This is a genomic window from Acidaminococcus sp. (genome assembly GCF_057597765.1).
Window position 1 is genome coordinate 66,812 of record NZ_DBMBXK010000002.1, and the last position, 24,993, is coordinate 91,804.

Annotated in this window: 20 protein-coding genes; all 20 read right to left on the reverse strand. The window is 57.8% G+C overall.

Annotated features, from left to right (window positions below; genetic code table 11):
- Positions 1 to 96: 96 nt before the first annotated feature.
- Positions 97 to 3,375, reverse strand: coding sequence for a transcription-repair coupling factor (mfd, locus tag ACZOF8_RS01505; RefSeq protein ID WP_487426490.1), 3,279 nt, complete (start codon positions 3,373 to 3,375; stop codon positions 97 to 99).
- A gap of 111 nt (positions 3,376 to 3,486) precedes the next feature.
- Entirely contained in the window at positions 3,487 to 4,449 is a 963-nt protein-coding gene (gene glpX / locus ACZOF8_RS01510; protein ID WP_022486731.1) for a class II fructose-bisphosphatase, read from the reverse strand.
- A 70-nt stretch (positions 4,450 to 4,519) separates the two neighbouring features.
- Positions 4,520 to 6,139: a CTP synthase gene (gene pyrG / locus ACZOF8_RS01515; RefSeq protein WP_022486732.1), complete on the reverse strand. Its 1,620-nt coding sequence runs from the start codon at positions 6,137 to 6,139 to the stop codon at positions 4,520 to 4,522.
- 34 nt (positions 6,140 to 6,173) lie between these two features.
- The gene (gene argS, locus ACZOF8_RS01520) at positions 6,174 to 7,832 is read right to left on the reverse strand and encodes an arginine--tRNA ligase (protein WP_022486733.1); all 1,659 of its coding nucleotides are present in this window, start codon (positions 7,830 to 7,832) and stop codon (positions 6,174 to 6,176) included.
- Entirely contained in the window at positions 7,774 to 8,253 is a 480-nt protein-coding gene (locus tag ACZOF8_RS01525) for a YwiB family protein (RefSeq protein ID WP_022486734.1), read from the reverse strand. The genes argS and ACZOF8_RS01525 overlap by 59 nt, the downstream gene beginning before the upstream one ends.
- 172 nt (positions 8,254 to 8,425) lie before the next feature.
- Positions 8,426 to 9,913, reverse strand: a complete 1,488-nt coding sequence (gene putP / locus ACZOF8_RS01530) for a sodium/proline symporter PutP (protein ID WP_487426491.1) — start codon at positions 9,911 to 9,913, stop codon at positions 8,426 to 8,428.
- Between the two features lie 138 nt (positions 9,914 to 10,051).
- Positions 10,052 to 10,600 (reverse strand): GerMN domain-containing protein, encoded by a 549-nt coding sequence (locus tag ACZOF8_RS01535; protein WP_022486736.1) that lies wholly within the window; start codon positions 10,598 to 10,600, stop codon positions 10,052 to 10,054.
- 4 nt (positions 10,601 to 10,604) lie between these two features.
- Positions 10,605 to 11,708, reverse strand: coding sequence for an N-acetylmuramoyl-L-alanine amidase family protein (locus tag ACZOF8_RS01540; protein ID WP_487426492.1), 1,104 nt, complete (start codon positions 11,706 to 11,708; stop codon positions 10,605 to 10,607).
- Positions 11,709 to 11,837: 129 nt separating this feature from the next.
- Positions 11,838 to 13,340 carry an NAD(P)H-hydrate dehydratase gene (locus ACZOF8_RS01545; protein ID WP_308664200.1) on the reverse strand — a complete coding sequence of 501 codons (1,503 nt, stop codon included), beginning with the start codon at positions 13,338 to 13,340 and terminating at the stop codon, positions 11,838 to 11,840.
- Position 13,341: 1 nt separating this feature from the next.
- Entirely contained in the window at positions 13,342 to 13,716 is a 375-nt protein-coding gene (gene acpS, locus ACZOF8_RS01550) for a holo-ACP synthase (RefSeq protein ID WP_022486739.1), read from the reverse strand.
- Between the two features lie 83 nt (positions 13,717 to 13,799).
- A complete protein-coding gene (locus tag ACZOF8_RS01555) occupies positions 13,800 to 15,119 on the reverse strand; it encodes a replication-associated recombination protein A (RefSeq protein WP_308664199.1) in 1,320 nt (439 codons plus the stop codon).
- 102 nt (positions 15,120 to 15,221) lie between these two features.
- Complete coding sequence (locus ACZOF8_RS01560; RefSeq protein ID WP_022486741.1) at positions 15,222 to 16,802, reverse strand: ClC family H(+)/Cl(-) exchange transporter; 1,581 nt, start codon at positions 16,800 to 16,802, stop codon at positions 15,222 to 15,224.
- Positions 16,802 to 18,064 carry a diaminopimelate decarboxylase family protein gene (locus ACZOF8_RS01565; RefSeq protein WP_022486742.1) on the reverse strand — a complete coding sequence of 421 codons (1,263 nt, stop codon included), beginning with the start codon at positions 18,062 to 18,064 and terminating at the stop codon, positions 16,802 to 16,804. The genes ACZOF8_RS01560 and ACZOF8_RS01565 overlap by 1 nt, the downstream gene beginning before the upstream one ends.
- A 34-nt stretch (positions 18,065 to 18,098) precedes the next feature.
- Positions 18,099 to 18,893 carry an ABC transporter ATP-binding protein gene (locus ACZOF8_RS01570; protein ID WP_022486743.1) on the reverse strand — a complete coding sequence of 265 codons (795 nt, stop codon included), beginning with the start codon at positions 18,891 to 18,893 and terminating at the stop codon, positions 18,099 to 18,101.
- The gene (locus ACZOF8_RS01575; protein WP_022486744.1) at positions 18,893 to 19,777 is read right to left on the reverse strand and encodes an ABC transporter permease; all 885 of its coding nucleotides are present in this window, start codon (positions 19,775 to 19,777) and stop codon (positions 18,893 to 18,895) included. Before ACZOF8_RS01575 ends, ACZOF8_RS01570 begins: the two co-directional genes overlap by 1 nt.
- Before the next feature lie 3 nt (positions 19,778 to 19,780).
- On the reverse strand, positions 19,781 to 20,773 hold the full coding sequence (locus ACZOF8_RS01580) for an ABC transporter substrate-binding protein (protein WP_022486745.1): 993 nt from the start codon (positions 20,771 to 20,773) through the stop codon (positions 19,781 to 19,783).
- 18 nt (positions 20,774 to 20,791) lie between these two features.
- Positions 20,792 to 21,787, reverse strand: coding sequence for an ABC transporter substrate-binding protein (locus ACZOF8_RS01585; protein ID WP_154488697.1), 996 nt, complete (start codon positions 21,785 to 21,787; stop codon positions 20,792 to 20,794).
- A 156-nt stretch (positions 21,788 to 21,943) separates the two neighbouring features.
- Positions 21,944 to 23,020 (reverse strand): FkbM family methyltransferase, encoded by a 1,077-nt coding sequence (locus tag ACZOF8_RS01590; RefSeq protein ID WP_481143448.1) that lies wholly within the window; start codon positions 23,018 to 23,020, stop codon positions 21,944 to 21,946.
- The gene (locus tag ACZOF8_RS01595; protein ID WP_154488695.1) at positions 23,007 to 24,134 is read right to left on the reverse strand and encodes a M48 family metallopeptidase; all 1,128 of its coding nucleotides are present in this window, start codon (positions 24,132 to 24,134) and stop codon (positions 23,007 to 23,009) included. The genes ACZOF8_RS01590 and ACZOF8_RS01595 overlap by 14 nt, the downstream gene beginning before the upstream one ends.
- A gap of 508 nt (positions 24,135 to 24,642) precedes the next feature.
- Positions 24,643 to 24,852, reverse strand: coding sequence for an Ada metal-binding domain-containing protein (locus tag ACZOF8_RS01600; protein ID WP_022487276.1), 210 nt, complete (start codon positions 24,850 to 24,852; stop codon positions 24,643 to 24,645).
- Positions 24,853 to 24,993: the final 141 nt, after the last annotated feature.

Here is a 24,993-nt window from a genome sequence, read left to right on the forward strand (position 1 = left end):
TCACTCTTCACTCTTCACTCTTCACTCTTCACTCTTCACTCTTCACTCTTCACTCTTCACTCTTCACTCTTCACTCTTCACTCTTCACTCAAAGGATTATAGCATACGGGGAAGATTCTTTTCCAGCCAGGAAAGGGGCTGTTCCTCCATGCCTTTGGTTTTCAGCACGAACTGGGGCTGGGGCCCCAGCTTCATGGTGGCCCGGGGCACATAGTCCCGGATCAGCTGCTGGATCACATCGGGATTGGCCTTGCTGTGGGGATCGAAGGTGATCCGGATTTCTCCCGGCCGCACCGCCACCCCGGTGATCCGCAGCTTCCGGCACAGATCCCGGAGTGCCGCCACCCGCCACAGGTTCTCCACCTGGGTGGGGGGAGTGCCGAACCGGTCGATGATCTCGTCCATGAGATCGTTCCGGTCTTCGAACTTCATGTCTCCCAGACGGTGGTACAGTTCCAGTTTGTACCGGGGATTGTCGATGTAGTCGTCGGGGATGTAGGCATCCAGCTTCATTTCAATCACCGGATCCGGAGCAATGGGTTCGTCCGGGTTCCCCCCGTTCTGGAGGGTGTTGATGGTCTTTTCCAGCAGCCGGCAGTACAGGTCGAAACCCACTCCGGCAATCTGGCCGTGCTGTTCCGCCCCCAGCAGGTTCCCGGCGCCCCGGATTTCCAGATCCCGCATGGCGATTTTGAACCCGGCCCCCAGTTCCGTAAAGTCCCGGATGGCCTGGAGCCGTTTCTGGGCCACTTCACTGAGTACCCGGTCCTTTTTGTACAGGAAATAGGCGTAGGCCAGCCGGGAGGACCGTCCCACCCGCCCCCGCATCTGGTACAGCTGGGAGAGGCCGAAGTTTTCCGCACCGTCGATGATGATGGTATTGGCCAGAGGCACGTCCAGGCCGTTTTCGATAATGGTGGTGCACAGGAGCACATCGAAATCCCCGTGGTAGAAGCCCAGCATCACGTCTTCCAGTTCGTCCTCGCTCATCCGTCCGTGGGCCATACCGATGGTGATCCCAGGGACCAGTTCCCGGAGATGGGCGGCGATCCGGCTGAGCCCTTCGATCCGGTTGTGGACGTAATAGATCCGTCCGCCCCGGCGGATTTCCCGTTCCAGGGCTTCCCGGACCATCCCGTCATCGTATTCCGCCACATAGGTTTCCACCGGCAGACGGTCTTCGGGAGGAGATTCGATGATACTCATGTCCCGTCCCTTTACCAGGGCCAGGTGGAGGGTCCGGGGAATGGGGGTGGCGGACAGGGTCAGTACGTCTATGCCGGCACTGCGCTGTTTGATTTTTTCTTTCTGGGCCACCCCGAACCGCTGTTCCTCGTCGATGATCAAAAGCCCCAGGTCGTGGAATTCCACATCCGGGTTCAGGATCCGGTGGGTTCCGATGAGCACATCGATTTTGCCTTCCGCCACCTTTTCCATGATCTCTTTCTGCTGTTTGGGGGTCCGGAACCGACTGAGCATTTCCACCCGGACTCCGAAGGACCCCATCCGCTGGGAGAAGGTCAGGAGATGCTGTTGGGCCAGCACTGTGGTGGGGGCCAGCACCGCCACCTGTTTCCCGTCCATGACCGCCTTGAAGGCGGCCCGGATGGCTACTTCCGTCTTCCCATAGCCCACGTCCCCGCACAGGAGCCGTTCCATGGGTACGGGCTTTTCCATGTCCGCCTTGATTTCGGCGATGGCTTTCAGCTGGTCGGGGGTTTCCTCAAAGGGGAAACTGTCCTCGAATTCCTTCTGCCAGTGGGTATCCGGAGCAAAGGCATGGCCCGGGGTGATTTTCCGCTGGGCATAGAGCCGGAGCAGTTCCGTGGCCAGGATGGTAATGGCCTTCTGGGCCTTCCGGGTGGTCTTCTGCCAGTCTTTCCGGCCCATGTTGGACAGTTTGGGAGGGGTGCCCTCGTTGCCCACGTATTTGTGGAGGAGCCCCACCTGTTCCACCGGCACGTGGAGCTTGTCCCCCTTGGCATACTGGAGCTGGAGATAGTCCCGGTGGACCCCGTTCACTTCAATGGTTTCCACCCCCATGTACCGGCCGATGCCCTGTACATCGTGGACCACGTAATCCCCCACCTTGATGTCGGAGAAATAGTTGAGAGCCGGTCCCTTTCCCTTGGATTTCACCAGACGGCGTTTTTTCTGCATGCCGAAAATGTCGCTTTCGGTAAGCAGCAGCCATTTTTCATCCCAGAAATAGAACCCGTTGGTAAGGCTTCCCTGGAAGACCACTCCTCCCTGGTCCGGCACTTCCTGGAGCTGGCCGGCAAAGGCCATGGGAAGGCCCGCCCCTTTCAGGCTTTCCGCCAGGCCTGCCGCCTTGTCCCGGGTCCCCATCATGATCAGGGGATGGACTCCCTGGTCCAGCCAGCCCTTCAGGTCTTTCTGGAGCATGTCGGTGTTCTTGTTGTAGGGGGCCATGGCCCGGACCTGGACATGGAGTTTGGGGGCTTCCGGAAAATAGGGATGGCCCAGATCACTGACCGTCACCAGGTGGCATTCCCCGGCCTGGAGGAGCATGGTCTCCGCCTCCAGCAGCTGGTCGGCAAATTCCCGGTTGTCCCCGAAGCTTTTCCGGCATTCTTCAAAAAAGGCTGCCGGTTCATCCAGCACCGCCAGCTGGTCCGGGGACAGGTACTGGAACAGGGAGGCGCCGACTTCCTGGCTCTGGACCGCCAGGGGCATGATTCCCACCTGTTTGATGGCGCCGATGCTCCGCTGGGTGTCCAGGTTGAAATGCTTCATGGCATCGATGGTGTTGTCGAACCATTCGATCCGCACCGGATCCTTGCCGTTGATGGGAAACACGTCCAGGATGTCCCCCCGGACGGCCACCTGGCCCAGGGTATCCACCTGTTCCGTCCGTTCATAGCCGGCTTTCACCAGCTTTTCCACCACCAGGTCCTGGCCGATTTCCTGGCCCACTGCCAGTTTCAGGTTTTCCCGGACCAGGGATTCCGGGGCCGGCAGTTTCTGGATGGCGGCTTCGGCGGTGGCAAAGATGATCCCCGGTTCTTTCCGGACGATCATTTCCAGGGCCGCTGCCCGCTCCGCCATGATCTGTTCGTTCCGGGTATCCACCTGGCCGTGGATCAGGCTGGCCGGATACAGTTCCCGCATGGCCAGATCCGGATAGAAATAGGCCAGTTCCCGGCGCTGGGCCCGGATGCTTTCCCGGTTCACCGTCAGGATCACCAGAGGCCGGGCCGGCTGGAGGGTTTCCTCCAGGGCGCACAAAAACCCGGCTTTCACAGATCCTGTGAGGCCGGTAAGCTGGATGGGGCCGGCTTTCTTCTTCCAGAGCCCGGCTGCATCCTGGACATTTTTTTCCTGCTGCAGCAATTTCGTCAGTTGATTTGTCATAGAATTCTCTCTTTATGGAAATAGGGAAAGGGGGATTCTGCCCATAAAAAATATGTGCAGAATCCCCGTCAATGCTTGAAGGGCTGTTGCTTATGCAACAGCCCCCTTCCATTACAGTTTAATGCTGATGTTGTTCCGGTCGAAGGTGTGTACACCGTCGATGAAACGGACAGTCCCGGTGGCATACCGCATGGAGATGGTATGGGTACGGGCACCGTTGCCGAAGTAGTTGACCCCACGGAGCATGTCGCAGTTGGTGATGGCCGTTGCAGTGAACATGCAGTCATCCCCTTTGACCAGGTCGTCGATGGTCAGGATCTTCTTGGTGTCTTCGATGCCCATCTTCCGGCACCGTTCCACCTGGTCTTCGTTTTCCGGAACCAGACGGGCCTGCATGTCGCCGCCCAGGCATTTCAGCCCGCAGGCAGCCAGTACCCCTTCCGGAGCACCGCCCCGGCCGATGTACATGTGGACACCGGTGCCTTCGATCCCGGCATCGATGATGGGATCCACATCCCCGTCGCTGATGAGACGGATCCGGGCCCCTACAGCACGGACTTCTTCAATGATCTTCCGGTGACGGGGACGGTCCAGGGCCACTACGGTCAGGTCGTTCACGTTCCGATTCAGAGCCTTGGCCACCCGTTCCAGGTTGACGCTCACCGGATCGTCGATGTTGATGCAGCCTTTGGCCCGGGGACCTACGGCAATTTTATCCATATACATGTCAGGCGCATGGAGCAGACAGCCTTTGGGAGCAATGGCAATCACGGCAATGGCACCGTTCTGGCCTTTGGCCACCAGGTTGGTCCCTTCCACCGGGTCTACGGCAATATCCACTTCCGGACCGCCGGCCCCTACTTCTTCACCGATATACAGCATCGGGGCTTCATCCATTTCCCCTTCGCCAATGACCACCGTGCCGTTGATGTGGACGGTATCAAACATTTTCCGCATGGCATCTACAGCCAGCTGATCGATGCCATTCTTGTCGCCCCGGCCAACGCCACGGGCACTGGCAATCGCTGCGGCTTCCGTTACACGGACAAATTCCATGGATAATTCTCTGTTCATTCCATACGCCTCCCAATTTTGTTCGGCAATTTTCATTGCCTTATCATTGTAACCGCTATTCCTGCAGAAATCAATGGTTATGATACTTCAACGCTGCTGCGATGAAGGCCTTGAACAAAGGATGGGGATTGGTGGGACGGGATTTCAGTTCCGGATGGAACTGGGCCCCCAGGTACCAGGGATGTACATCCGTAGGCAGTTCCACCATTTCCACCAGTTTCCCGTTGGGCAGGGTGCCACCCAGTACCAGACCATGGCTGAACAGTTCATCCCGCAGTTCGTTGTTCACTTCGTAGCGGTGACGGTGCCGTTCGCTGATCATATCGGTGCCGTAGGCCTTTTCTGCCAGGGTGCCGGGATACAGCTTGCAGGGATAAGCCCCCAGCCGCATGGTGCCGCCTTTGATTTCCACACTCATCTGTTCCGGCATCAGGTAGATCACCGGGTACGGAGTGTTTTCGTCGAATTCCGTGGAGTTGGCTTTGGCCATGCCGCACACGTCCCGGGCATATTCGATGACCAGGCACTGCATCCCCAGGCAGATCCCGAAGAAGGGGATTTTGTTTTCCCGGGCATATTTGGCTGCCAGGATCATCCCTTCGATGCCCCGGTCGCCGAAGCCCCCGGGCACCAGGATCCCGTCCACGCCTTTGAAGATCTGGGCAAAGTCCGCTTTGGGATCTTCCAGGTCCACAGCGTTGATGTATTCGATGTCCACATCCGCGTCATGGAAATAGCTGGCATGTTTCAGGGCTTCCACGATGCTGATGTAGGCATCGGGCAGTTCCACATATTTGCCCACCACGGCAATGGTGGATTTCTTGGAATGGGGAGCCAGGATCTTCTTCACCATGGCGTGCCAGGCGTCCATGTCCTTGGGCCGGTCTTCCATGTCCAGTTTCCGCAGGACCACTTTGTCCATGCCCTGGTCTTCCAGCAGCATGGGAACTTCGTAGATGCTGGGAGCGGTGATGGACTGGAACACGGCGTCCACATCCACATCGCAGAACAGGGAAATCTTTTCCCGCATTTCCTTGCTGATTTCCTTTTCGCTCCGGCACACCAGGATATCCGGGGTGATGCCGATGCTCCGGAGTTCCTTGACGCTGTGCTGGGTGGGTTTGGTCTTCAGTTCGCCGGCGCCGCTGATGTAGGGCACCAGGGTCACATGGATGTAGAGCACATCGTTCTTGGGTACATCCTTCTTGACCTGGCGGATGGCTTCCATAAAGGGTTCGGATTCAATATCCCCTACGGTGCCGCCGATTTCAGTGATCACGAAATCCGCATTTTCTTCCCGGCCAACCCGGTAGACCCGTTCCTTGATTTCGTTGGTGATGTGAGGAATGACCTGTACCGTGCGGCCCAGATAATCGCCCCGGCGTTCCTTGTTGATCACGGACTGGTAGATCCGGCCTGCGGTCACATTGGAGTTCCGGGTCAGGTTGATGTCAATGAACCGTTCATAATGGCCCAGATCCAGGTCCGTTTCCGCCCCGTCGTCAGTGACGAACACTTCCCCGTGCTGGTAGGGGCTCATGGTACCCGGGTCGATGTTGATGTAGGGATCGAATTTCTGGATGGTGACTTTGTAGCCTCTGCTCTTGAGCAGACGTCCCAGAGAAGCCGCCGTAATCCCTTTCCCTAAAGAAGACACCACGCCGCCCGTTACAAAAATATACTTGGTCATTTTCTTCCTCCCTTTTTCTGGCTTTCGCCCAACTTTACATATGGTCCGGTGCACTGACACCCAGGATCTTCAAACCGTGGCGCAGGGTATTGCCCACAGCTGTAATCAATGCCAGACGGGCCTGCTGGAGTGCAGGATCCACGCCCAGGACACGGCACTGGTTGTAGAACGAATGGAACAGCCCGGCCAGATCGTACACATAGTGGGCGATCTTGTGGGGTGCCCGTTCGGCTGCCGCCGTATCGATCAGTTCCTCATAGTCATTGAGTTTCTTGATCAGGTCGATTTCAATGGGTTCCTTCAATACGGAAAGGTCACAGTCTTTTTTGAGGGTGATCTTTTCTTCTTCCATCTGCCGCAGGATACTGCAGATCCGGGCATGGGCGTACTGCACATAGTACACCGGGTTGTCGTTGGAATGTTCGGTGGCCAGGGTCAGGTCGAAGTCCAGCTGACTGTCCATGCTCCGCATGATGAAGAAGAACCGGGCCGCATCGGTGCCCACTTCCTCGATCAGTTCATTGAGGGTAACGCTTTTGCCGGTACGCTTGCTCATCTTCACCAGTTCCCCGTTCCGGTACAGGGCCACCATCTGGAGGATCAGCACTTCCAGCCGGCTGGGATCATAGCCCAGGGCTTCCATGGCCGCCTTCACCCGGGGAATGTACCCGTGATGGTCGGCGCCCCACAGGTTGATCACCCGGTCGAAGCCCCGCTGGAACTTGTTCTGGTGATAGGCGATATCCGCGGCAAAATAAGTGGAAACCCCGTTGTCCCGGATCACCACCCGATCTTTATCGTCTCCGAAGGCAGTGGATTTGAACCACTTGGCTCCGTCTTTTTCGTACACATAGCCTTTTTCCTGGAGTTCATCCACCACCTGATGGATCTTGTCTGCATCGTGGAGGCTCTGTTCGCTGAACCACACGTCGAATTCACAGTGGAAGGCTTCCAGGTCTTCCTTCAGAGCCGCCAGTTTTTCTTCCTTGGCAATGCTCTGGAACTGTTCCAGCCGTTCTGCTTCCGGCATATGGATGAATTTGTCCCCGTATTTGGCCTTGATCCGCCGGGCGGTTACCTTGATGTCTTCCCCATGGTATCCGTTTTCCGGGAATTCGCAGGGGATATCGAACAGCTCCAGGTACCGGGCGTTCACGGAAAGAGCCAGGTTGTGCATCTGGTTCCCTGCATCATTGATGTAGTATTCCCGGGTCACATCGTAGCCGGCGGCCTTCATCAGATTGGCCAGGGCGCTGCCTACAGCCGCTCCCCTTCCGTGGCCCACATGGAGAGGACCGGTGGGATTGGCGCTGACGTATTCGATCTGGATCTTTTCCCCGTTCTTGGCCGGCAGGTTTCCGTAGTTCTCGCCCTTGTCCAGGATGGCCCGGAGGGATTCACCCAGCCAGTCTTCCTTCAGGTAGAAGTTCAAAAATCCGGGACCGGCCACTTCCACCTTTTCCACACTGGGGCAGTCCAGGAATTCCTGCACCGCAGCAGCGATCACCCGGGGTGCACAGTGGAAATTACGGGCAGCCTGCAGGGCAAAGTTGGTGGCAAAATCACCAAAGGCCTTCTGGGGCGGTACCGTAAGGACCACCGGGGCCATCTCCCCTTGGGACAGCTTCCCTGCCTCAATGGCCTTCCGGACGGCGGCGGCCACGGCCTCCGCCAGTACTTTCTTCATGTCCACGCTTTTCTTCCTCCTCAATCTCGATCTGCAAACGAATGCTTCCATTGGGCTGGCTGTCCATTTCCAGGTCGTAGAAGACCCGGACCTGCCACCCATGGTTCCGCTTTTCAATGGCCAGTTCCCTGGTGAAGACCGTCATGGGAACAGTAAAATACGGGGTCCTGTACTGAAACGAACTGTTCCGGCCCCGTTCATACTGCTGCCGATGTTCATAACGGCCATGCCGGATTACCGTCAGGGTATCCTCCGTCCATTTCAGGGTGGTGCGGGTTCCCTCCATGCCGGTGACTTCGGATTCCTCGTACCGGACATAGGTGGTGCCGTCTTTTTCCGCCAGCTGCCCGAAGGCCACCAGGGTGGCAGGGTCTGCTGCGCCGGCTCCCACGGTTTCACTGTGGATGGTAATCTTTACAGGTATCATGGCTTTCTCCACAAAAGTAGAGGGTTGCCCCTGTGCAAGCCAGCACCATCAGCGCGGCGAAGGAGCAAGCCCTCATTCGGATTCGTTATGTAGTCTCTGTCAGCAAAAAATATAAATTGTCTTGCCTTATTCTTGTTTATTTTATATTAAAGCGGCCCAAAAGGCAAGGATTTTATTCCAGGTGATACATCCGGTCCGCTTCGTCATATTCGTCCAGGATCTCCTGGGGCGGCATTTTGTCCATAAGGCTCACCAGCACAATGGCGGCCAGGGACAGGAGGAACCCGGGGATGATTTCATAGATCCCGGTCCAGGAAAAGAAGTTCTTCCACACCAGCACCGTGACGCCCCCGGCCACGATCCCGGCAAAGGCCCCGTTCATGGTCATCCGCCGCCAGTACAGAGACATGAGGATCATAGGCCCGAAGGCGGCGCCGAACCCGGCCCAGGCGTAGGACACGATGTTCAGGATCATGCTGTTGGGATCCAGGGCCAGGTACATGGACAGAAGGGACACCACCACCACCATAATGCGGCTGAGCCGGACCATGGTGGCCGGAGAGGCATCCGGGTTGATGAGAGGTTCATAGAAATCCCGGGTCACGGAGGAGGCGGTGACCAACAGTTGGCTGCTGGAAGTGCTCATAATGGCCCCCAGGATGCCGGCGGTGATCACCCCGGCGATGAAGGGATCGAAAAAGTCGTCGCTCATGCGGATGAAGACGGTTTCCGCTTCCGTCCCTTTCAGGATGTCTCCCAGGTACACCCGGCCGGTGAGCCCCACCAGCACTGCCATGGCCAGGGAGATCACCACCCACACCATGGCGATGCGGGTGGCCTGGGGAATGCTCTTGGAGGTCTTGATGGCCATGAACTTCACCAGGATGTGGGGCTGGCCGAAATACCCCAGGCCCCAGGCCAAAAGGGACAGAATGGCCACCATGTCCAGATGGCTGCCGTCAGCCCCGGCGATCAGGCTGAAATAATTGGGGCTGATGGTGTGGAGCCGGGCCATGGTGGGTTCCACCCCGCCCATATAGTACATGGCAGTCACCGGCACCAGCAGGATGGAGAAGAACATCAGGAAACCCTGGAACAGGTCCGTCCAGCACACGGCGGAAAAGCCCCCCACCAGGGTGTAGAACACTACGATGCCCCCGGTGATGAACAGGGAGGTGTGGTAGTCCAGCCCGAAGGCGGAGTTGAACAGCTTGCCCCCGGCCACAAAGCTGGAGGAAGTGTAGATCAGGAAGAAGATGAAAATGAAAATGGAGGAAGCCACCCGGAGCTTCTTCTGCCGGTCCTGGAACCGGTTGTCAAAGTACTCCGGCAGGGTGATGGAATTGTGGAGCACCTGGGTGAACACCCGGAGCCGTTTGGCCACAATGGCCCAGTTGGCCCATGTCCCCAGGATCAGTCCCAGGGCGATCCAGAAGGCACTGATGCCTGCCAGATAGGCATAGCCCGGCAGTCCCATGAGCATCCATCCGCTCATATCCGAGGCCTCTGCACTCATGCTGGTGACCCAGGGTCCCAGTCCCCGTCCTCCCAGTACATAGCCTTCCATGTTTTCGTCTTTTTTGTAGGTGCCCACACCGATTCCGATCAGTACCCCGAAATACAGAACCAGAGCAGCCAGCGTTCCCCATTCCATATGCATGGCTCCACTCCCTTTCACAAGTTTTTCTGCAGTGAATTGTGTCAAATATATTTATTATACCGGAAAAAGGGGAATGGAAGCAAGGGGCTGCTGACAAAAAGGGGGTGTTGCACAGCACGTGCAACACCCTCTTTTTTCTCACTGTATATACTTTTTGTCCCGTTTCAATGAATCCGTCAGGTCCTGGCCTCCCAGCACCGTAACCGGTTTTCCCTTGACGGTGAATTTCACACTCTGGATTTCCGGAAACTCGGTAAGGGTATCCACCACGGCGTAAAGCATCAGCAGGGTGTCATGGTCCCCCCGCCGGGTCTGGAACTGCCGGCTGAAGTCCACGGTGGCGGTTTTGCCCTTCACCGTCACCTTGTTCACCTTGGTCCCTTTGGGGAAGGTGGTGTCTCCCTGGGGTGCCTTTTCCACCAGTTCCTTCAGTACCAGCAGGGGCAGCTTGTCCCGGCTTCCGGACAGCTGGACCGTCTGGGCCTTCAGTTTGCCCCCTTTGCCCGCCCGGTACAGGGTCTGAGATGCCGCCTGGGGTGCCGTCTTGCCGGCCTGCTGGCCCGCAGCCGCCGTTTCCTTCTGGGTTTCCGGATGGACGGTGGTACTGGAGCCGCTGCAGCCTCCCAAAAAGGCCATGGCCCCCAGCAGCAGGAACACCGCCGTCCAGCGGGTCAGTCTTTTTTCCATGGGATCAGCCTCCTTGATGCTGGTTGTAGAAGTCTTCGATACCGTCGGCAATGGCGTTGGCCACCTTGTTCTGGAACCAGTCGGAAATCAGGAGCTTTTCCTCCCGCCGATTGGTCAGGAACAGGCATTCCACCAGAGCTCCGGGCATGGTGCTCCGTTTGTTCACGTAGAAGTTGGCGTACCGCACTCCCAAATCATCCACGTCGGCGGTTTTCATCAGCTGATCCTGGATGCACTGGGCCACCTGGATATCGTACTTGGTCTTGGGATGGTAGTAGGTGGAAAAGCCCCCTACACTGGTGTTTTCACTGGCATTGATGTGAATGCTGATGAACATGTCAGAATGGCTGTTTTCCGCCACATCCACCCGGGCCTGGAGTTCTTCCGCATCGGTGGCGTCCGGCCCGTACACATCCACGTCGGTGGTCCGGGTCATGTAGACAATAGCCCCTTTCTTTTCCAGCAGGGCCTTCACCTTTTTGGTGATGGGCAGGGTAATGTCCTTTTCATAGGTGCCGGTGACCAGCCCGTGGGTCCCGGGATCCGTGCCCCCATGGCCGGCGTCCAGGGTGATCCGTTTCCCCTTGATGCCCCCTACCACAGAGTAGGTGTCCCCGAAACTGGGTTTGGGACGGGTGGGCTGCCAGGGCGAGCTGGAAGGCCGCTTGGTCCGTTTGGGGGTGAAGGTCTTTTGAGGCGGTGCCGCAATCACATCCACCACTACCCGGGTGGGCCGTTTGGCCACTTTGTCCGCCTTCAGGCTGAACACGTTGAACATCCCCTTCTGGAGGGGCTTCTTCATCATCACATGGACCACTGTGGCATTGACTTTCCGCTCCAGGTACACCTTGGAAACGTACGTGGCCTTCTTGGGGGTAGTGACACGGGGAATGGATGATTTCAGGTTGCCGTACACGGTGACCCGCAGTTCATTGTCCAGCATTTCCGTCTTATATTTCGTTGCCTGGTTGGTATCCAGGACAATCCGCAGCCGTCCGTTGGGATTGACCCCGTACACCACATCCTGGATTTTGGATGCTGCCTGTGCATTTCCCGTTCCCAGGCATGCCGCCAGACAGAAAAATAATAACAGCAGTTTTTTGAACACGTTGGAACCTCCTCTTGGGACGCAGACGGTTTCCCCTGCCTCCCAGACTACCCGGCCATTGTAACACTTTCCCAGGGTTCATGCAAATCAGGCCGGCGTGCCGTCCGCTGTGGGCGGGCCGGCCATTTTTCATCCCTTTCTGACTTTTTCCAGAGCTGCCGGCAGCTGAAGCACCAGGTCTCCGGCCGCCAGGCCGATTTTCCCGTGACCGGCCGCCAGATCCCCGGCCAACCCCTGGAGATAGACCCCGCAGCAGGCCGCCTGGCCCAGATCCAGCCCCTGGCCCAGGAGGGCGGCGATGGTGCCGGTAAGCACATCCCCGCAGCCTCCTGTAGCCATCCCTTCATTGCCAGTGGTGTTGAGGAACACCTGGCCGTTGGGCAGGGCCACCACTGTGGGAGTGGATTTCAGCACCACCACAGCGTCCCATCTGGCCGCCCCTTCCCAGGCCGCCTGGACAGGATCCTGGAGGATTTCTCCCGCTGTTTTCCCCAGCAGCCGGGCCATTTCTCCCGGATGGGGGGTGAAAATCTTCTTTTTCAGGGAACGGAGCAGGACATCATCCCCGGCCAGGGCATTGAGCCCGTCCGCATCCAGCACCAGGGGCTGGTCCAGCTGGGGCAGCAGTTCCCGGAGATACTGGACCGTTTCCGGGGCTTTCCCGGCTCCCGGACCCGCCGCCACCACATCATAGGCCCGGAAGGCCTTCAGGCTGGCTTCCGTCACCGGCCGCACCATCACTTCCGTGGATTTGATAATGAGAGGCTGGAGCACTTCCGGCTGGGTGTAGAGAGTCACCAGGCCGGCGCCTGCCCGAACTGCCGCCTTGGAGCACAGTTCCGCCGCTCCGGCGTAGCCCAGGCTCCCGGCCAGGATCCCCACCCGGCCGTTCATGCCCTTGTGGGCATTGGGAGGCCGTTTGGGCAGCACATGGCGGACCAGGTCTTCCGTGAGAAGTTCCGCAGAGCTTTCCGCTTCCAGCACCAGGGAAGGGGGCGTATTCAGGTCCGCCAGGATGATCTTTCCCGTATATTCGGCACCGGGATACAGGTACAGTCCCGGTTTGGGGGCGATCATGGTCACGGTGGCCCGGGCATGAAGGGCCAGGTCCGTGTATCCGTGGTCCGCTTCCACCCCGCTGGGGATGTCCACCGCCAATACCGGCACCGGCACCATCTGGAGAGTTTCCAGAAGGGACCGGATAGGCTCCCGAACTTTTCCGTGGAAACTGGTCCCCAACAGGGCATCAATGAACAGATCACCCTGGGCGCAGGCCTGGAGCACCTCATTCTGGTCCTTTTCCCACCGGAGGATGGTGAAGGGGAAGCTCTGGCAGATCTTGTACTGGAGAGCGGCTCCCGGGCCGAAACTTTCCGGAGCTTCCGCCAGCACCAGGGTCACCAGGGCTCCCCGCTTCAACAGGAACCGGGCGGCGGCCAGGCCGTCTCCCCCGTTGTTCCCCTTGCCGATCAGCAGGATTACCCGTTTTTCCCGGGGATTCCCCAGTAGTTCCAGGGCGGCGTCGGCCACTGCACGGCCGGCGTTTTCGATCAGGACGGCTTCCGGGATCCCCATTTCCCCGATGGCCTTGGTATCCACTTTCTTCATGGCTGCACTTGCAATCAGTTTCATCTTATTCCTCCAACAGTACCTGGGCAATGGCATTTTCCGCCGTATGGCTGAGACTTACATGGACCCGTTCCACCTGACGGGTGAGAGCCGCCACCCGGAGCTGGCCCATAAGATGGAGCCGGGGGGCTCCCGTCTTTTCATCGGTGAGCACTTCCACCTGCTGAAGCTGTCCCGGCAGGATCCCGGTGCCCAGGGCCTTGCCCAGGGCTTCCTTGGCCGCAAACCGGGCCGCATAGGATTCCACGCTGTGGGCCCCTTTCGTTTCGCAGTAAGCGATTTCATCCTGGGTAAAGGTCTTTTCCTTGAACCCAGGCTGCTTCAGGGCCCGTTCCATCCGGCCCACTTCCAGGATATCCACACCAATGCCAAGAATCATAACCATTCCTTCTTTCACGCAATTTCTATCTTATTGAAATGATGTAACAAAATCATGACAAATCTGTGCTATTTCTATTGCATTTACAGACCGTGCTGCTTTTTCCATTCCTTGATCTGCCGGAGCCGCTCTTTGTACCGGGCCTCCAGCCCCTGTTCCGTGGGATGGTAGTAACTCCGGTCCTTCAGCCCGTCCGGAAGACACTGCATGGCTGCCATTTTCTCCTTGGTGTCATGAGCGTACTGGTACCCCTTCCCATACCCCAGCTCTCCCATAAGTTTGGTGGGAGCGTTCCGGATCTGGAGGGGCACCGGTTCGTTGAGATGCTGCACCGCGTCGGCTTTGGCCTCATTGTAGGCCAGTTCCATGGCGTTGGATTTGGGGGCCATGGACAGATAGATCACCGCATGGGTCAGGTTTACGGAACATTCCGGCATGCCAATGAAATGGCAGGCCTGATAGGCCGCCACCGCGATCTCCAACCCCCGGGAATCCGCAATGCCCACGTCCTCGCTGGCGAACCGGACCACCCGCCGGGCAATGTACAGGGGATCTTCCCCGGCTTCCAGCATCCGGGCCAGCCAGTATACCGCCGCATCCGGGTCGGAATTCCGCATGGATTTGTGGAGGGCGGAAATCAGATTGTAGTGTTCTTCCCCGGATTTGTCATAGAGCAGGGCCTTTTTCCCGGTGCACTGCTCAATCAGTTCCCGGGAAATATGGATTCCGTCCGGTTTCCGTTCCCCGTTGAGGACCACCATTTCCAGGGTAGCCAGAGCGGACCGGGCATCTCCGTTGGACAATTGGGCCAGGAACTCCAGATCTTTTTCTTCCAGATGGACCCTTTCATTCCCGAACCCCCGGGGATCCTTCAGGGCCCGCAGCAGGATCCCTTTGATGTCCTCCTGGGTCAGGGCCTTCAGCACAAACACCTTGCAGCGGCTCAGGAGCGCCCCGTTCACTTCAAAGGAGGGGTTTTCCGTAGTAGCTCCGATCAGGATGATGGCCCCTTTTTCCACAAAGGGCAGGAAGGCATCCTGCTGGGCCCGGTTGAACCGGTGGATTTCGTCCACGAATACAATGGTCCGGGCCCCGAACCGCCGGTTGTCATCGGCCCGCTGCATCACCGTGCGGATGTCCTTGATGCCGCTGGTCACTGCGGAAAAGTTGATGAAATTGGCTTTTGTGGTATGGGCGATGATCTGGGCCAGGGTGGTCTTCCCCACCCCCGGAGGCCCCCAAAAGATCATGGAGGAGATTTTGTCCTCTTCGATCAGGTTCCGGAGGATTTTCCCCGGCCCCAAAAGATGCTTCTGCCCCACGAATTCGTCCAGGTTCCGGGGCCGCAGCCGGGCCGCCAGAGGCTCCTCCGCCGGAGCCGCAAAAAGACTGTCCTCTTCCATGGCATTCACCTCCCGTGTACTCTAAATTTTATTATACCATGAAAAAGGGGACTGTTGCAGAGCAACAGTCCCCTTGGGTCGCAGGCGGATTCCTTCGTCCCCTTACTCCCCCATCTTCGTCTTGAACAGCCGGTTCAGCTGATAGAGCCGGGCGTGGTTGGGAATGATGTACACGTAATCTCCGCCCAGGAGCACGGTATCCGCCTGGGGAATCATGTCCTGGTCTCCCCGCCGGACGCAGACCACCAGGGCCCGTCCCGGCAGGCGGATTTCCTGGAGGGTCTTCCCTTCCACCCGGGAGCCCCCCTCCACAGCGATTTCCACCAGCATCTGTTCTGCCGGAGCTTCCAGGATGTTCTTCACCTTGGGATTGTTCCGGAGGGCCCGTTCCAGCATGGCATCGAAAATAGGCGTATCATGGACCAGTTCTCCTGCTGCATAGGCAAAAAGAGTGACGATGCCCAGGGGCACCATATGGTAGAACCGCCCGGTCATTTCCAGCAGCAGCAGGATGGCGGTGACCGGTGCCCGGACGGACCCGGCGAACAGGCCGGCCATGCCGAACACCACCATGTTCAGCCTGTAGGCTTCCGGCAGGATTCCCAGCTGGACCAGCAGGTTCCCGTACAGACCGCCCACCAGGGACCCCAGCACCAGCATGGGCTGGAGGCTGCCCCCAGGGGCACCGGACCCGGTGCTGAGGATGGTGAAGATGAATTTCCCGATGAGGATCACCAGCACCAGGCTCAAGGTCCCTTCCAGGCTCACCATGGCTTCGATGATCTCGTCCCCGGCTCCCAGCACCTGGGGCAGCAGGTAAGTGAGGGGAATGGTCAGCAGCAGGGGAAAGGCGATCTTCATCCAGGGCTTCCGGAACACCGGCAGGCTGTAGAACTTCCCGATGCCCAGGGAGCCTTTGTTGAAGGCCACCCCGATGAACCCGGACACCAGTCCCAGGCCGATTACCTGGGGCAGCAGTTCCACCGGCAGGATGGGCATGGGGGGAATAGCCAGCACCGTCTCCACCCCGAAAACCCAGTGGACCAGCACGGTGGTGGTCATGCAGGCCATCAGAGTGGGAGCCATGACCACAGCAGACAGGTTCTTGTGGATGGCTTCCATGGTAAACATGACCCCGGCCATGGGGGCGTTGAAGGCGGCGGCCAGGCCCGCTCCGGCTCCGCTGCTGATGAGAGCCCGTTTTTCCAGGTTGGTGTTGTTCAGGGCATTGCCGATGCCCTGGCCGGTCATGGCCCCGATCTGCACCGAAGGCCCTTCCCGGCCCATGGACAGCCCGGCCCCGATGCCCAGGGAGGTATCCAGAAGCTTCACCAGGATCACCCGGGCCCAGTGGGTGCTTTTTTCCAGGCCCAGTACGATCCCCCGGACCTGAGGGATGCCGCTGCCTCCGGCAATGGGGGCCCAGCGCACCAGTGCGGCGATGATCACCGCCGCCAGCAAAAGGCAGGCCACCCAGATCAGGGTATAGGCAGGAGGTACATTCTGGAGGAAAGTGACCATCCTGGCCCGGTTTTTAGCCACAAAGCCCAGGCACAGCCGGAGCACCGTTATGCACAGACCGGTGGCGATTCCCACCAGGATCCCTTCAAAAGCCAGTTTCAGTTTCAAGTTGGGAATGTGGAGCATACCCTGGAGGGTCTTCTCCTTTTCCTGCCCGTTCATTACAGATCCTTAAAAAGACCGGTGAAGTCCAATGTGGCGAAATAATCCTTTTCCGTTTCCGCCCGGCGGAGCAGTTCCACAGAACCGTCTTCCTTCAGCAGCAGTTCCGCACACCACAGCTTGGCATTGTAGTTGTATCCCATGGCAGAACCGTGGGCCCCGGCATCGTGGATGAAGAGATAATCCCCTTTGTCGATTTTCGGCAGTTTCCGGTCGATGGCGAATTTGTCGTTGTTTTCGCACAGGCCCCCGGTAACATCGTAGGTATGGTCGCAGGGTTCATTTTCCTTCCCCAGCACCGTAATGTGATGGTAGGCCCCGTACATGGCCGGACGCATCAGGTTGGCGGCACAGGCATCCACTCCCACATATTCCTTGTAGATGTGTTTGAAATGGAGGACCTTGGTGACCAGTGCCCCATAAGGCCCGGTGACGAAGCGGCCCATTTCCGTAAACAGAGACACATTCCCCATGCCCGCCGAAGTCAGCACTTCTTCATAGACCTTCCGGACCCCTTCCCCGATGACCGCAATGTCATTGGGGGTCTGTTCCGGCCGGTAAGGGATCCCCACCCCGCCGGACAGGTTGATGAAGTCCACGGCCACACCGGTTTCCTTCTTCATGTCCACCGCCAGCTGGAACAGCTGTCGGGCCAGTTCCGGATAGTATTCATTGGTCACCGTGTTGCTGGCCAGGAAGGCATGGATGCCGAAATGCTTCACCCCCTTGGCCTTCAGGATCTTGAAAGCCTCCCGGAGCTGATCCCGGGTCATGCCGTATTTGGAATCTCCCGGATTGTCCATGATGTCGTTGCCCAGAGCAAAGACACCCCCGGGGTTGAACCGGCAGCAGATGGTTTCAGGAATGGCCGCCACCTGTTCCAGGAAATCGATCATGGTGAAATCGTCCAGGTTGATGATGGCTCCCAGTTTGTAGGCTTCCTGCATATCCTTCACAGGGGTATCGTTGGAAGAGAACATGATCTCATGGCCTTTGAACCCGCATACGTCGGACAGCAGCAGTTCCGGATAGGAGGAGCAGTCGGTGCCGCAGCCTTCTTCCTTCATGATTTTCAGGATCCCGGGCAGGGGCGTGGCCTTCACGGCAAAATATTCTCTGAACCCCTTATTCCAGGCAAAGGCCTTGTTGATGCTGCGCACCGTATCCCGGATGCCCTTTTCATCATAGACATAGAACGGTGTCGGATATTTTTCTGCCAGTTTTTCCACCTGTGCTTTAGTGATAAATGGAACTTTTTTCATAATCGGTTTAAACCCCCTCAATTTGGCTGATGTCTCAGCTGAGCATCATACGGTCGTTGTCCAGTGCAGAGCCGGACGCTTTTTCAAACAGGGCCAGCAGATCCGGAATGGTCAGTTTGGCCTTTTCTTCTGCATTCACATCCACCACGATCCGGCCGGCGTTCATCATGATCAGCCGGTTGCCGAAGCGCAGGGCATCTCTCATATTATGCGTAATCATGAGAGATGTCAAATGGTCCCGTGCAATGACCTTTTGGGTCATGTTCAGCACCTTTTCTGCTGTTTTGGGATCCAGAGCGGCGGTATGTTCGTCCAAAAGCAGGATCCTGGGCTGGTTCATGGCCGCCATCAAAAGGGTCAGCGCCTGCCGCTGGCCTCCGGACAACAGCCCCACCCGGCTGGTGAGCCGGTCTTCCAGGCCCAGGTCCAGTTCCTTCAGCATCTCCCGGAATCTTTCCCTGTCGCTGTCCTTCAGGGCCCAGGAAAGCCCGGGAGTCTTACCCCGGCGGGAAGCAATGGCCAGGTTTTCTTCGATCATCATCCCGGCAGCCGTACCCATCATGGGATCCTGGAACACCCGGCCGATGTACCGGGCCCGTTTGTGTTCCGGCATCTTACTTACGTCCACCCCGTCGATGAGGATCTGTCCCCCGTCAATGGGGAATACCCCGGCAATGGAGTTCAAGAGGGTGGATTTCCCAGCCCCGTTGCCTCCGATGATGGTAATGAAATCTCCCGGTTCCATGTGCAGGTTCACATCGGTAAGGGCCTTTTTTTCGTTCACCGTCCCCGGGAAGAACGTTTTGGATAAATGTTTGATGTCCAGCATCAGATTCCCGCCTTTCTGCTTTGGAACTTCCCTTTGACCATGGGCAGGCTCAGGGCAATGGCCACCAGCACCGCCGTAAACAGTTTCAGGTCATTGGGCGGCATCCCCATCTGGAGCACAATGGCGATCACCAGCCGGTACACAATGGAGCCCAGGATCACGGAGATCAGGGAATTTTTGAAGCTGCGGGTACCGAACAGCACTTCCCCGATGATCACAGAGGCCAGGCCGATGACGATGGTCCCCACTCCCATGCCCACATCAGCGAATCCGTTGCTCTGGGCCACCAGGGCACCGGCCACGGCCACCAGGGCATTGCTGAAGAACAGGCCAATGAGCAGCATGATGTTGGTGTCCACCCCCTGGGCCCGGATCATCTGGGGATTGTACCCGGTAGCCCGGATGGCCGCCCCGATTTCCGTACCGAAGAACCAGTACATGAGCACGGAAAACAGCACACAGGCCAGGACGCCCACCAGGAGCACCGCCTGGGAATAAGCCACTCCGAAAGTGCTTTCCACCAAGGTAAAGGCGGTATCCTTCCCCAACAGGGACACATTGGCTTTGCCCATGATCCGCAGGTTCACGGAATACAGGGCGATCATAGTGAGGATCCCGGCCAGCAGGGCAGGGATCCGGAGTTTGGTGTGGAGCAGTCCGGTAACCACCCCGGCCAGTCCTCCGGCCAGGGCGGCAGCCAGGATGGCGGTCACCGGGTTCACATCCTTCACCAGCAGGGTGACGGCCACAGAGGCCCCCAGGGGGAAGGATCCTTCCACGGTCAGGTCCGCAATGTCCAGCACCCGGAAAGTGATATAAACACCCAGGGCCAGGAGAGACCACAAAAGGCCCTGGGAAACAGTCGGCAGTAACAGATCGATCATGGGTTATTTGGCTCCTTTGGCTTCTTTCAGGATATCATCGGGCACCGTCAGCCCCAGTTTTTTGATCTGGGCTTCGTTGAGAGTCACGGTGAAGGTTTTCTGGGACTGGATGGCCATGTTCTGAGGTTTGGACTTGCCGGACAGGATGTCCGCCGCCATTTCCCCGGTCTGGAAGCCCAGCTTGTAGTAGTCGATGCCCAGGGTGGCCACCCCGCCGGCCTTGGTCATCCCTGCTTCCCCGCAGAACACGGGGATCTTGGCTTCGTCGGTGATCTTGATCAGGTTGGGCATGGCGGAAGCCAGCACATTGTCCGTAGGCACGTACAGGGCATCCACTTTCCCCACCAGGCTCTGGGCCGCCTGCTGGATGTCGTTGACACTGGACACCGTGGCTTCCACAGTCTTCAGTCCCCGGGCCGCCGCGGCTTTTTTGGCCAGTTCGATCTGGAGCTGGGAATTCACTTCACTGGAATTGTAGATGAAGCCCACGGTCTTGGCTCTGGGCATGATCTTTACCAGCAGGTCGATCTGGGCCTCCACCGGGTTCATGTCCGTGGTGCCGGTGACGTTGGTGCCGGGCTGGTTGTTGTCCTTCACCAGTTTGGCCACCTTGTAGTCGGTGATGGCGGTGCCCACAATGGGAATCTCTTTGGTGGCGTTGGCCATGGTCTGGGCCGCCGGGGTGGCGATGGTGCACACCAGGTCCACCTTGTTGCTCACGAACCGCTGGGCAATGGTCTGGAGATTGGACTGATCCCCCTGGGCGTTCTGTTTGTCGAACTTGATGTTCTTCCCTTCTTCAAAGCCCTTGGATTTCAGGCCGTCCACAAATCCCTTGTTGGCTGCATCCAAAGCCGGGTGTTCCACCAGCTGGAGGACCCCCACCTGATAGGTCTTGTCCTTCCCGGACTGTTTCGTATCTCCGCCGCAGCCGGCTGCTCCCAGCATTACGGCAATCATGGCCAGAGCGGCCGCTGCCTTCCAACTTTTCTTCATGATCCTTCCCCTCCCGCTTTACTTCACAAGGGAGGCACCCTTCAGCACATCTTCCGGAAGGGTGATTCCCAGTTCTTTGGCCGTGGTTTCGTTGATGGTCACTTTCATGTCCTTCTGTTTTTCAATGGGCATGGTCTGGGGTTTGGCTTCCCCTTTCAGGATCTTAGCTGCCATGAGACCGGTCTGGTATCCCAGTTTGTAGTAGTCGATGCCGATGGTGGCCAGGGCCCCGCTTTTCACCACGCCCTCTTCTCCGCAGATCACCGGGATCTTGGCCGGGTTGGTGATTTTGGCCAGCACCGGCATGGCGGAGGCGATCACGTTGTCCGTAGGCACGTAAATGGCGTCCACCTGGCCCACCAGGCTCTGGGCGGACTGCTGGATGTCGTTGACGCTGGAAACCGTGGCTTCCCGTACGGTGAGCCCCTTTGCTTCCGCCAGTTCCTTCATTTTCTTCACCTGGATCTGGGAGTTGATTTCGCTGGAATTGTACAGGATGCCGATGGTCCTGGTCTTGGGCACGATCTTCAGCAGCAGATCCAGCTGCTTGTCAATGGGGTTCATATCCGTGGTGCCGGTCACATTGGTGCCGGGTTTTTCCGGATCCTTCACCAGTTTGGCTTCCTTGTAATCCGTAATGGCCGTGCCCACAACGGGGATGTCACGGGTCACATTGGCCACGGTCTGGGCCGCCGGGGTAGCAATGGCGCAGATCAGGTCCTCCTTGTTGTTGGCGAACCGCTGGGCAATGGTCTGGAGGTTGGACTGGTCCGCCTGGGCATTCTGCCGGTCCAGGGTCAGGTTCTCCCCTTCCTTGAAGCCTCCGGCGGCCAGGCCGTCCACAAATCCCTTGTTGGCGGCGTCCAGGGCCTGGTGTTCCACCAGCTGGACCACCCCCACCTTCACGTTCTTCTTGTCCCCTGTTTTCTGGGTACCCCCGCAGCCTGCCGTCAGTCCCACGGCCAGTGCCGTCAAGAGGAGGAACCCTTTCTTCCACAGCTTCATCTCTTCCATCCTTCTTTCCTTCTGATTTCCCTTTGCTGTTTCCGGGATTGCTGTTTGGTCTATTGTTCCATTCTAACATATCCCGGCCCCGGGAGCAACGAAACGGGGCATTTCGCCCCGTTTTTTTCTGTGCATCTTTTTATTTTGTAACATACACCCCAGATTTTACAAAGTCACGAAAAAATTAATCTCCCAGCAGGGTACATAGGGATGGCGGCGGAGATAGATTTTGTACTCCGGCACCAGGTTCCACAGTTCCAGGGGAATCTCCCACAGGTCATCGTCGTGGTGATAGCCTGCCAGGAGCATTTTGGGCCGGCAGCGGCGGATCACCCGGGCCCCTCCGGAGAGGGCCTCCTTTTCCACCCCTTCCACATCCATTTTGAGACAGGTCAGGGGCCGGTCCCCCACCAGATCATCCAGACAGGTCACCGGCAGGGTCTTTTTTCCGTTCTGTTCCAGGGCGGACATCCGGCCGCCCCGGGCGGCAAAGGGCAGCTCCGCCGGCTGGGCCCAGATTCCTTCCGGTGACAGGCTGCACCGGCCCAGCTGTTCCGTTTCCACGTATTTCTGGAGCTTGGCGAAGTTCTTCGGATCCGGTTCCACTGCATACAGATGGTCATAATGGCCCCCGGTGAGCTCCAGGAATTCCCGGATGGTGTCCCCGTTGTAGGCTCCCAGGTCCCCGTAGCTTTCCTTATCCGTAAAGGAAAACAGGGTCTCCAGATCCCGGCGCCGGTCCGTGGTCCGGGACAGGTACTCCAGCTTCCCGGTGATTTTGTACCGGAGGATATCCTCCATTACCTGCCGGCTGGCATCATCCGCCAGCTTGCCGTACACCCGATCCAGCACTCCCCGGTTTTCCCGGATCCAGGCCGGGGTCACCAGGTTGGTATCCCCGAACAGGGGCAGATGAGGGGCATAGGTTTCCTGCTCCTCCCCCAGATGGAAGAACCGCCGGAGGATTTCCGGCCGTTCGCTGGCAAAGGCGATGAGGATCACAAAGGACCCCAGTTCTGCCTTCATTTCTTTATAGGTCTTCACTTTGTAGCCCCGGAACTCCTGGCCCCGGACAAATTCATCACTGGCAAAGACCCCGGCCACCGGGATGCCCAGCCGGCCGCAGCGGTCCAGGATGGCATCCGCCCCGTTGCCCATGCCGTAGAGCACAATGGGCTTTTTGACCGTCTGGAGATAGTCCCACAGATAGGGTTCCTGATCCAGTGCTTCAAGATTTTTCATGGTTGGTTCCTTCCTTTTCTGCCGCCGGTGCCGGAGGGACCGGCGGGGCTGTTTGGGGAGCTGGCTGCTGCCTGGCGATTTTGGCCCAGGCCTGGAGCCGGGCCGCGATTTTCAGGGCCAGTTCCCCGGTGTTCCCGTTTTCCTGGTTGTCCTGGGGGTAGACCCGGAGCACCCGGATGTCTTCATAATAAACATCCGACCACCGGTCCCCGTCCACGGTCATGAAATGGGATTCATCCAGGTTCCCCCGTTTCCAGGCCAGGTACAGGGCCCCGGCCATAAGCCGTGCCCGGTATTCCGGCTTGTCGTAGCCGGCGGTTTCCGTAATGGGAAAAGACCAGTCCCCCAGACTGACGGCAGCCGTACCGTCGGTCTTCACTGTGACCTTTTCCGGGATTTTCAGGGGCTCCGTCCATTTCAGTGCCTTGGCCATCCGCACTTCCGGTTCCGGATGGGAGGCAAAGAGCCCGTACCCCGGATTCCCCATATCCTTGCTCATATCCTCCAGTTTGGCCATGGTCACATAGGACCCGTAGGGATTGTATCCGGCCAGGTTGGACAGCCGGAAGCCTTCCTGGTCCGCCTCCCGTTCGTCCTTCCGACTGTAGCCGGCCAGCAGGGCCTGGCTGGCCGTGGAGGCCAGCACCATCCCTGCCCCCGGATCACCGGAAGCCACCCCTGCCAGCAGGGTCAAGAGGGACAGGGCCATCTGCTGTTCCATCTGATGGACCGTGTGGCGTTTTTCGATATGGCCGATTTCGTGGCCCAGCACCGCTGCCAGTTCGTCGTCACTGGTCATATAATCCAGGAGACCCTTGTACACGTAAATGAAGCCCCCCGGACAGGCCAGGGCGTTCACATCCGGGGTGTTCAGCACCTTGAAGGTATAGGTAAGGCCGGGACGGGTGCCGTTCTGGAGCAGCTTCTGGCCGATCCGGTTCACCCGGTCCTGGATTTCGTCATCCTGGACCAGGCCGTAGTGGTTCTCCAGCTGCTGAGCCACCTGCTGTCCCATTTCGATTTCCTGTTTCTGGCTGATCATGGCCGCCTGGCTCCGGGGCGCCGGCAGCACCATCAAAAGGCAAAAAGCCAGGATTCCAAACAGTCTGCGCATAACAATCCCTCCTGCATCCATATCCTGTTATTATACATGATGGAAGTGAGGGAGGGGTGAAATTTTTATTCCTGGACTGCTAAAATCGCAGGTCCTGTTTTATTGGGTCTCGGATAGGGGTCAAGGTTCTCGAGTCTCGGGCCAATGACCAGAACCAGCACCGTACTGAATACAGGAACGGGATAAAAATATAGCACCCTTATTTCGCCGAAGACGCCGTAGGGGAGCGCCGAAGGCACTCTCTTCCCGGCCTCCCGAAGGGCAATTTTTTACCTCTTATACCAAAGTCCCTGGCTGTCCAATGATGGGCAGGAATGATACGTTTCTGCCTCGCCCATGGATCGATAAAATTTTAGATTTTCTTTCCTCCGGAAGACTATCCTCTTTCAAAAAATAAGGAAAGGCCTTCGCTCCTGTCAGTAGCGCATGCTGCCTGAACCTGCAGGATAAAAGCCTTCCTTTTTGGCAAATTCATAAAATTTAATTCGTGCCTAACATTAAAATCTGTTTACGGATAACAAACCTGGCAAGGTACATACCCTTCTTCAATGGCTTCTTCCCGGCTGTCGATTTCAACAAAATTTTCTCGATGCCTGATGGTCCGGCAATTATCATTATGGAATTTCATCGTCCGCGGATTGCCCAGATAGGCCAGTGCCGGTGCAGCCAGACACAGAGTGGATAATAAAGCAACAAGGATCACCAATGCTTTTTTCATAATAACTCCCTCCCCATTCTCTCATTATTTTAAAACGATTGATTCTTTTCAGTCAATCTCAGGATGGTGGTGGCATCGGCGACAGCCAATATTTTGCAGGACCTGCCGACAACAAAGGAGTGATTGGCAGGAGCATTGAAC